General features: G+C 66.8%; 8 protein-coding genes. 4 read left to right on the forward strand and 4 right to left on the reverse strand.

Going from position 1 to position 7,845, the window contains the following annotated elements:
• Window positions 1-9 precede the first annotated feature (9 nt).
• Together E4K64_RS34555 and E4K64_RS34560 are read left to right on the forward strand one after the other, a co-directional pair.
• Window positions 10-516, forward strand: coding sequence for a hypothetical protein (locus E4K64_RS34555; protein WP_135167341.1), 507 nt, complete (start codon window positions 10-12; stop codon window positions 514-516).
• A 347-nt stretch (window positions 517-863) separates the two neighbouring features.
• On the forward strand, window positions 864-1,172 hold the full coding sequence (locus tag E4K64_RS34560) for a GIY-YIG nuclease family protein (protein ID WP_135167342.1): 309 nt from the start codon (window positions 864-866) through the stop codon (window positions 1,170-1,172).
• A 112-nt stretch (window positions 1,173-1,284) separates the two neighbouring features.
• Here the strand turns inward: E4K64_RS34560 and E4K64_RS34565 are convergent, their stop codons facing one another.
• Genes E4K64_RS34565 through E4K64_RS34575 form a run of 3 tightly spaced genes read right to left on the reverse strand, consistent with a single transcriptional unit; the run spans window position 1,285 to window position 4,096 of the window.
• Window positions 1,285-2,160, reverse strand: coding sequence for an MlaD family protein (locus tag E4K64_RS34565; RefSeq protein ID WP_135167343.1), 876 nt, complete (start codon window positions 2,158-2,160; stop codon window positions 1,285-1,287).
• A gap of 29 nt (window positions 2,161-2,189) precedes the next feature.
• A complete protein-coding gene (locus E4K64_RS34570; RefSeq protein ID WP_167772417.1) occupies window positions 2,190-2,960 on the reverse strand; it encodes an ABC transporter ATP-binding protein in 771 nt (256 codons plus the stop codon).
• A gap of 2 nt (window positions 2,961-2,962) precedes the next feature.
• Window positions 2,963-4,096 (reverse strand): MlaE family ABC transporter permease, encoded by a 1,134-nt coding sequence (locus E4K64_RS34575; RefSeq protein ID WP_135167345.1) that lies wholly within the window; start codon window positions 4,094-4,096, stop codon window positions 2,963-2,965.
• A gap of 134 nt (window positions 4,097-4,230) precedes the next feature.
• On the opposite strand from E4K64_RS34575, the gene dgcA reads away from it, so the two are divergent.
• The gene (dgcA, locus tag E4K64_RS34580; protein ID WP_135167346.1) at window positions 4,231-5,226 is read left to right on the forward strand and encodes an N-acetyl-D-Glu racemase DgcA; all 996 of its coding nucleotides are present in this window, start codon (window positions 4,231-4,233) and stop codon (window positions 5,224-5,226) included.
• On the opposite strand, the gene E4K64_RS34585 is transcribed toward dgcA, so the two are convergent.
• Complete coding sequence (locus E4K64_RS34585) at window positions 5,196-6,392, reverse strand: MFS transporter (RefSeq protein WP_135167347.1); 1,197 nt, start codon at window positions 6,390-6,392, stop codon at window positions 5,196-5,198. The two genes, dgcA and E4K64_RS34585, sit on opposite strands and share 31 nt — an antisense overlap.
• Window positions 6,393-6,467: 75 nt before the next feature.
• On the opposite strand from E4K64_RS34585, the gene E4K64_RS34590 reads away from it, so the two are divergent.
• The coding region (locus E4K64_RS34590) for a hypothetical protein (protein WP_167772418.1) at window positions 6,468-7,845 on the forward strand (1,378 nt) is incomplete at its 3' end.

The following is a 7,845-nucleotide window of genomic DNA, read 5'->3' on the forward strand; positions in this document are numbered from 1 at the left end:
GAATCGCCGATGGTCTTCATTCTCTCGGATGACGGACGCGACGACGGATATCCAGCGGCAAAGACTGCGTTCGAGCGGTACGAAACTTACCTGGCCGAAAGCCAGTCCGCCTTCCCGCCGCGCGCCTACGAACTTGCGACCTCCGACTGGTTCTACAATCCGCGAGACCACCGCTGCCCGCATGATGCCTGGCTGGAGTCGCTGCAAATATCGAAAAGACCTGGCGCTCGGACCCGTCAGCGATCCTGCTCAATCGCGCTTCGTCTGCTCGGCGCCTACCACGACGGGCACATCGAGATCACATATCCGACCGTGTACGCCTATTCGCTTCAAGAGCTATCGGCGGATGCGACGTCACACGGCGACTGGCGATACGACGAGTTTCGGGTTTCAGATCGTGGTCACTTGATTCATGAGATCGAGTGGGCCTACGGCGCTCAGCGAAAGGCATTCGTATGGATGATCGAAGCCGACGATATCGAATTCCGGTGGGTACCGAAGCCAGAGTGCGGCTGAGAGCAGCGTTCGGTGCTCTGGCCTCCGTTTTTGCTTGAGCGATTGCGAGGCGCGCAGCGTTGGAAGTTGGACTCGGCAACCACCGCGCCATCCCGTCATCCTGAGGAGCTCGTCCTGCGAAGCAGGGCGAGCCTCGAAGGGCGACAGCCCGGCTGCATCGGCCGTGCGTCCTTCGAGGCTCCCCATGCGCCGCTTTGCGCCGCATGGCTCGCACCTCAGGATGACTTAACTCTGATACGCAGCTTTAAATTGCAGAATTCTGCTTGACACGGAACTCGCCGCCGTCATCCTGAGTTGCGCGTCATACGGTGCCAAGCATCAGACGGCGAGCCTCGAAGGACGACAGTGTGGGCATCTACGTCTACATGCTGAAATGTGCGGACGGCTCCTATTACATCGGGAGCGCGACTGGCGAGGACACGTCCAAGCGCGTCGACGAGCACAACGCCGGCGCATATCCCGGATACACATATTCGCGACGGCCGGTCGTGCTCGTGTGGTCTGAACATTTCGAACGCATCACCGACGGTATCGCGGCCGAACGACAGCTCAAGGGCTGGAGCCGCGCCAAGAAAGAGGCGCTCGTCCGTTCGGATTGGAGCGCAGTCAGCCAGCTTGCGCAACGGCGCGCACGCGCGCCGAAGTCCAGAACGTAGATTGAGACGCAGCAGAAGGGCCGGACATCCTTCGAGGCTTGGCCCGCGCTGCTGCGCATCGCAGGCCGCGCACCTCAGGATGACGGAATTATCAGCGGGGGCGCAGGATGCACTACTGACGCCGGGGCGCGGGACCGGCCGCCGGCTTCGGCGGCTCGGGCGGCGGCGGTGGGGCGCTGCTGTTGCTGGCGCCGAACAGCACGCGGGTCGGGTTGCGGTCGAAATTGTTCACGGCGCGACTGATGTCGCCGAGGGTGCGGCGGCCGTCGGCCATCAGCGCGCCGGAACGCTTGTCGAAATCGTCGGCGAGCTCGCGGATCGACTTCACCGCCTGGAACAGCTCGCCGCCATCCTTGCCGCCGGCGAGCGTGTTGAGACCGAGCATGAGATTGTCGGCCTTGAGCATGACGCCGTCGACCTTGGCCATCACGCCGTCGATCTTCTCGGAATTGCGCGCGAGCGAATTGGTGAAGGTCTCCAGATTCTTCAGCGAGTTCTTCACCGATTCCTGATTGTCGGCGACGATCTTGTTGATGTTCTGCAGCGTGCCGCGGATCGCCTCGGTGACGTCCTGCAGCTTGTTGGGATCGGCGGTGAGCGTCGGGATGCCGTCCTGGTCGAGCGGCGGCGGGGCCGCGGCCTCGTCGCCGCCCTTGAGCGAGATCGCGGCAACGCCGGTGAGGCCCTGGAATTCGAGGCCGACCAGCGTGTCCTTGCGGATCGGGGCGTTGTTCTCGATCATGGCGAGTGCGACAACCCGCCGCGGGTTGTCGAGCTTCACCGAGACCACCTCGCCCACCCGGATACCGTTGAAGTTGACGCTGCCGCCGTTGCGCAGGCCCGCCGCCGGGCCCTCGAACACGACGCGCAGGGGGCTGCGCTGCTTGGTGGTGTGCAGCGACTGAAACCACAGCACGAAGCCGATCGCCGCGGCGATTACCGCCAGCGTGAACGACCCGATCAAGACGTAGTTCGCCCGCGTTTCCATCAGGTGCTCCGGCTACTCATCCCAGCTACTCAAGTCATGACCGCGCGGGCGCGCTTGCCATGGAAATACTGCCTCAACCAGGGATGCTGCGAGGCCTGCATGTCGGCGATCGACCCTGCCGCAATGATCTTACCGTTCCCTAAAACGGCGATGCGGTCACATGCTGTGTAAAGGCTGTCGAGATCGTGGGTTACCATGAAAACCGTCAGCCCCAAAGTGCGTTGGAGCGTCCTGACCAGCTCGTCGAAGTCGCCGGCGCCGATGGGATCGAGGCCCGAGGTCGGCTCGTCCAGGAACACGAGGTCCGGATCGAGCGACAGCGCCCGGGCCAGCGCCACGCGCTTGATCATGCCGCCGGAGAGCTCGGAGGGAAAGCGCTCGGCCACTTCCGGCTTGAGGCCGACCATGGCGAGCTTGGCCATGGTGATCTCGTCCATCAGCCGCTGCGAGACCCGCAGATATTCGCGCATCGGAAACTGGATGTTCTGCCGCACGGTCAGCGAGGAGAACAGCGCGCCCTGCTGGAACAGGACGCCCCAGCGCCGCTCGACGTTGCGGCGCTGCGCGGTGCTGGAGGAATCCAGGTCGACGCCGAACACTTCGATCGAGCCTGCGACCTTCGGCACGAGGCCGATGATGGTACGCGTCAGCACCGACTTGCCCGCGCCCGACGGGCCGACAAAGCCGAGGATCTCGCCGCGCTTGACGTCGAGGTTGAGGCCGTCGAGCACGCGCGTCGTGCCGAACTGCACGGTGATGTCGCGGACGCGGATGATGGGATTCTGAATCTCGCCAGCCATCGTCACATCCCGATCGAGGCGAAGAAGATGGCGAACACGCCGTCCATCACGATGACGAAGAAGATGCCCTTCACCACCGACGCCGTGGTGTGCTGGCCCAGCGATTCCGCGCTGCCCTGCACGGCAAGCCCTTCGACGCAGGCGACGATGCCGATCACGGCGGCCATGACCGGGGCCTTGACGATACCGACGATGAAATGATCGATCGAGATGGCGTCGCGCAGCCGCAGCAGGAAGGCCTCGGGCTCGACGCCGCCGTAGAGCCAGGCCACGAGCCCGCCGCCATAGAGCGCGGCCATGGCGCCGAGGAAGGCCAGGATCGGCAGCGCCAGCACCAGCGCCATCATGCGCGGCAGCACCAGCACCTCGATCGGATCGAAGCCCATGGTGCGCAGCGCGTCGATCTCCTCGCGCATCTTCATCGAGCCGAGCTCGGCGGTGTAGGCGCTGCCCGAGCGGCCCGCGACCATGATCGCGACCAGCAATACGCCGATCTCGCGCAGCACCAGCACGCCGAGCATGTCGACCACGAAGATGTCGGCGCCGAACCGCCGGAAATGGAAGATGCCTTGCTGGGCGATGATGCAGCCGATCAGGAAAGTGATCAGCACGATGATCGGCACCGCGCGCCAGCAGACCTGCTCCATGTGGTGCACGGTCGAGGTCAGGCGGAACGAGCGCGGATGGATGAGAACGCGAAACCAGGCCGCGAGCACGGCACCGAGCATGTCGACGAGGCCCGCGACCGTCCCGCCGACGCCGGCCACGGTCCGGCCGATCTGCTCCAGCATGCCGGCGATGGTGATCGGGCTGCTGTCGACCACGGCCCCCGCCCTGACCCGCCGCACCTCGTCGACGAGGCTGGAATAATTGGCGGACAGCCCCGCGATCTGCGCCTCGACCGGCCCCTTGGTCAGGCTGCGGCGCAGCCGCTCGATCAGCCAGGCCCCGAACGTGTCGAGCTTGGCGACTTCGGAGACGTCGATGAAGATGCTTTGGGGGCTGCCGGCGAGCTTCTCGGCGTCGGCCACTATCCGTTCCAGCACCGGCGCGAAGCTCGCGGTCCAGGTCCCAGTGGCGCAAAGTGCCAGCGCGTTGCCCTTGGCAATCCGTTCCAGCTTCGGATCGCTGTTCAAGATGTCCGCTCCCGTACCGGGGCGGAGAAAATCAGAGAGTTGCGCACGCGCCCTTACCCAGAGAAGGTATCCCCAAGTGGTTAATGTTAGTTGCTAGAGGTAACTAGCAGGTTCAGATTTCGCCAGAGTTCAAAATGACTTCCATCAAATTTGCGTCCCTGGCGGCGCGAATCGAGCGCTTCCCGATCGCGGGCAGTTTTACCATCAGCCGCGGGGCCAAGACCGAGGCCGTGACCGTCACGGTTGAGGTCAGCCGGGACGGGCTGACCGGCCGCGGCGAGTGCGTGCCCTATCCCCGCTATGGCGAGACGCCGGAGGCGACGCTGGCGGCCATCCAGGCCATGCAGGAGGCGTTCGCCGACGGTATCTCGCGGCAGGCCCTCCAGGCCGCCATGGCGCCCGGTGCGGCCCGCAACGCCCTGGATTGCGCCCTGATCGACCTCGAGGCCAAGGCGGCCGGCTTGCGCGCCTGGAACCTGCTCGAGCGCCCGGTGCCGGGCGAGCGCACCACCGCCTACACGATCTCGTTAGGAACCCCCGAGGCCATGGCGGCCGCGACCGCCAAGGCGGCGCACCGGCCGCTGCTCAAGATCAAGCTCGGCGGCGACGGCGATCCGGAGCGGATCGCGGCGGTGCGCAGGGCCGCGCCCGAATCCGAGCTGATCGTCGATGCCAACGAGGCCTGGACCGAAGCCAATCTGGAAGCCAACCTCGCCGCCTGCGCCGCCGTCGGCGTCACCTTGGTGGAGCAGCCGCTGCCGGCGGGCAGGGACGAGGCGTTGGCGCGGATCAGGCGGCCGCTCGCGGTCTGCGCCGATGAGAGCGTGCATGACCGCTCCTCGCTTGCGCCCTTGCGCGACCGCTACGACGCCGTGAACATCAAGCTCGACAAGACCGGCGGCCTCACCGAGGCGCTCGCGATGGCCGATGCGGCGCAGGCGCTCGGCTTCGAGATCATGATCGGCTGCATGGTCGCGACATCGCTGTCGATGGCCCCGGCCATGCTGGTGACGCCGCAGGCGCGCTTCGTCGATCTCGACGGCCCGCTGTTGCTGGCACGCGACCGCGACCACGGGCTGCGGTACGACGACAGCCTGGTCTATCCGCCGGACGCCTCGCTCTGGGGCTGAGCCATGAGCCGGTGCCGCGCTGACCAGATCACCAGCGCACCGGCGGCCGCCATCACGGCCATCACGTAGTACAGGCCGTCACCGATGCGGGCGTAGATCGCGCCCGACGCGATCGAGGTCGCAGCCCCCAGGAGGCCGTTGCACGCGGCGTAGTAGCCCTGCCCCCGCGCGATCTGGTGCTGCGGCACACGCCGCACCAGGAGACTCATGGTGCCGAGGATGGTCATGCCGAAGGTGAAGCCGTGGCCAAGCTGGACGATCGCGAGCAGCGCCAGCGGCGGCTCGTTCGCGGTGACGATCCAGCGCACCACGGCGCTTAAGCCGCCGATCGCGATCATGGTGGAGGGATGCAGCGAGAAGCGCGGCGACAGCGCGAACACGACGATCTCCGCGATCACGCCCAGCGTCCACAGCCCCGCGATGGTCAGCCCACTGATCCCATGGAGCTGCCAGTTGATGGCCGAGAAGGTGTAATAGGCGACGTGGCTGCCCTGAATCAGCGCGGCCGAGACGATAATCGCCCAGAAGCCGGCATCGCGCAGCAGCGCCTTGCCGGCATGCCTCTCCGTCGTCTTGCGCCTGAGATCGTCGAGCGGCTGAAGCAGCAGGCTGGCTGCGACCGCAACGACGGCCCACGCGACGATGATCCAGATCAGGTCGCGCGCGGCGATGCTGTCGATGAGATAGCCGCAGGCGAGCGAGCCGGCGGCGAACGCCGCCGAGCCCCACAGCCGCAAGGGTCCATAATCGAGCCCGTAACGGGCGACGCCGCGCAGCGCATAGGCATCGGTCAGCGGCATCGTCGGCGTCCACATCGTGCAGGTCAGCGCGTAGATCAGGAACAGCGCCAGCGGCTGCTGCTGCAGGCCGACCGCCGTAAAGCCGATCGCGGTCGCCAGCACCGACACCATCATGGCCGCGCGGATCGCCTGTCGCTTCTCGGCAAAGGCGGTCACTTGCGGCAACGTCGTGAAGCGGGTGATCGCCGGCAGCGCGTTGATCAGCCCGATCCAGGCCGCGTCGATGCCGATCGCCTTCAGCCATACCGGAAAGAACGGCAGATGCGTGCCCGAGACCGCGAACACGGCCGAATAGAACAGGGCGAGGCTGACGGCGAATCGCCGCTTCCTCGATGCCGCGATGGGGATTTGTGATTCGGACTGCATCAAACCAATTGCGATTCGGTCGATATCGTGGTGATCGTTACAGTAACGCGTAGTGATTTGCGCGACGAGATCGTCATGGCCAACGAAGCATTCGCCCTCTCGCCCATGTCTGCCCGCGCGGCCGAGCCGAACGAGCAGGATTACGACGCGATCCGCGAAGCCTTCATGGAGACGGCGCGCGGCCGCTGGTTCCTTGGCGAATACGCCAAGCGCAACCGCAATGCCGACACGCGCATGGTGCTCGACGCGGTCGCGAAGATCGAGGAAACCCTTGCGGCGCAGCGGCAACCCGTCGTCGAGGACCACCTGCCCGAGGCGCTGGTCGAGATCCGCCGCGCGATCCGCGAGGCCGAGACCATTGCGCTTGCCGCGTTCGACCCCGCGGCGATCGAGGCGAGCCTCGCGCCGATTCCGCGCGGGGTGCGTATCATCAAGGAGATCTCCTGGCGCTGGCGCGAGATCGGCGCCGACGGGCGAATCTGCGACCTCATTGATTCGCAGCTCGCCTCGATCGAGGCCGCCTGCGGTCAGGCCCAGGCCATCGATCCCCGTGTCGAGCTCAGGATCGCCTTCGATCTGCTGAAGGACCGGGTCGAGCAGACCGAGGGCGGCGCACCGAAGCAGGCGGCGCCCCCGGCTCCGGTGCAGGAGGCGCCGTCATCCGTCGCCGAGGCGCCTGTCGAGACCGCGCCGGAGGCGATGGCCGGTGCAGCACCCGTGGCTTTTGCGGAGCCGCCGCAGGACGCCGCAGCCGAACCGGAAGCGGCCATGGCAACGGCCGGCGTTGCCGAAGCGTTCGCGGCGGCGGAGCCGGCACTCGAAGCCGCCGCGCCGGAGAGGCCGGCCGAGAGTCAGATGGCCGTCGAAAGCCGGATCGCCGTTCAAGACGTCGCGCTCGACCAAGTCGCGCCTGACACTATCGCGCCCGAGGACGCAGCGCGTGAAGACGTTTCGTTTGAAGCGCCGGTCGCTGACGCTGTCGCGGAGACCGCGGACGCATTCGCGCTCGACGCGGCCGCGCAGGCCGAGGACGATGCCGTGCTCGAGGCCATCGCGCTGGAGATGGCCGCGCCCGATCCGGAGTTCGACGAGATCATCGCAGCTTCCGAGATGGAGGCGGCCGTTCCGGAGCCGAGGCTCGCGGAGACCGCAGCGCCCGTCGCCGCCGAGTTGCCCGAGCCGATCGCGCCTCAGCCGGTCGTCGCTCCCGCGGTCGAAGAGCCCGCCGACGCGCCGATCGCGATGGACTCGCTTGCGCGCCTCACCGATGCCATCGCGGAGGCCGCCGCCGAGGTGATGGAGCAGCAGGCCCCGGCGATGGCGGCCAGCGCCACCTTCGCCGCGGCCCCGGCCACGACGCTGCCGACGCCCTCGCCCGTGCCGGAGCCCTCGCTCGGCGCCACCATCCTCGCCAGCGGCATTCTGCAAAAGCCCCGCGCCCCCGCCAACGACC

The organism is Bradyrhizobium frederickii, from assembly GCF_004570865.1.
GTDB classification, from domain to species: domain Bacteria; phylum Pseudomonadota; class Alphaproteobacteria; order Rhizobiales; family Xanthobacteraceae; genus Bradyrhizobium; species Bradyrhizobium frederickii.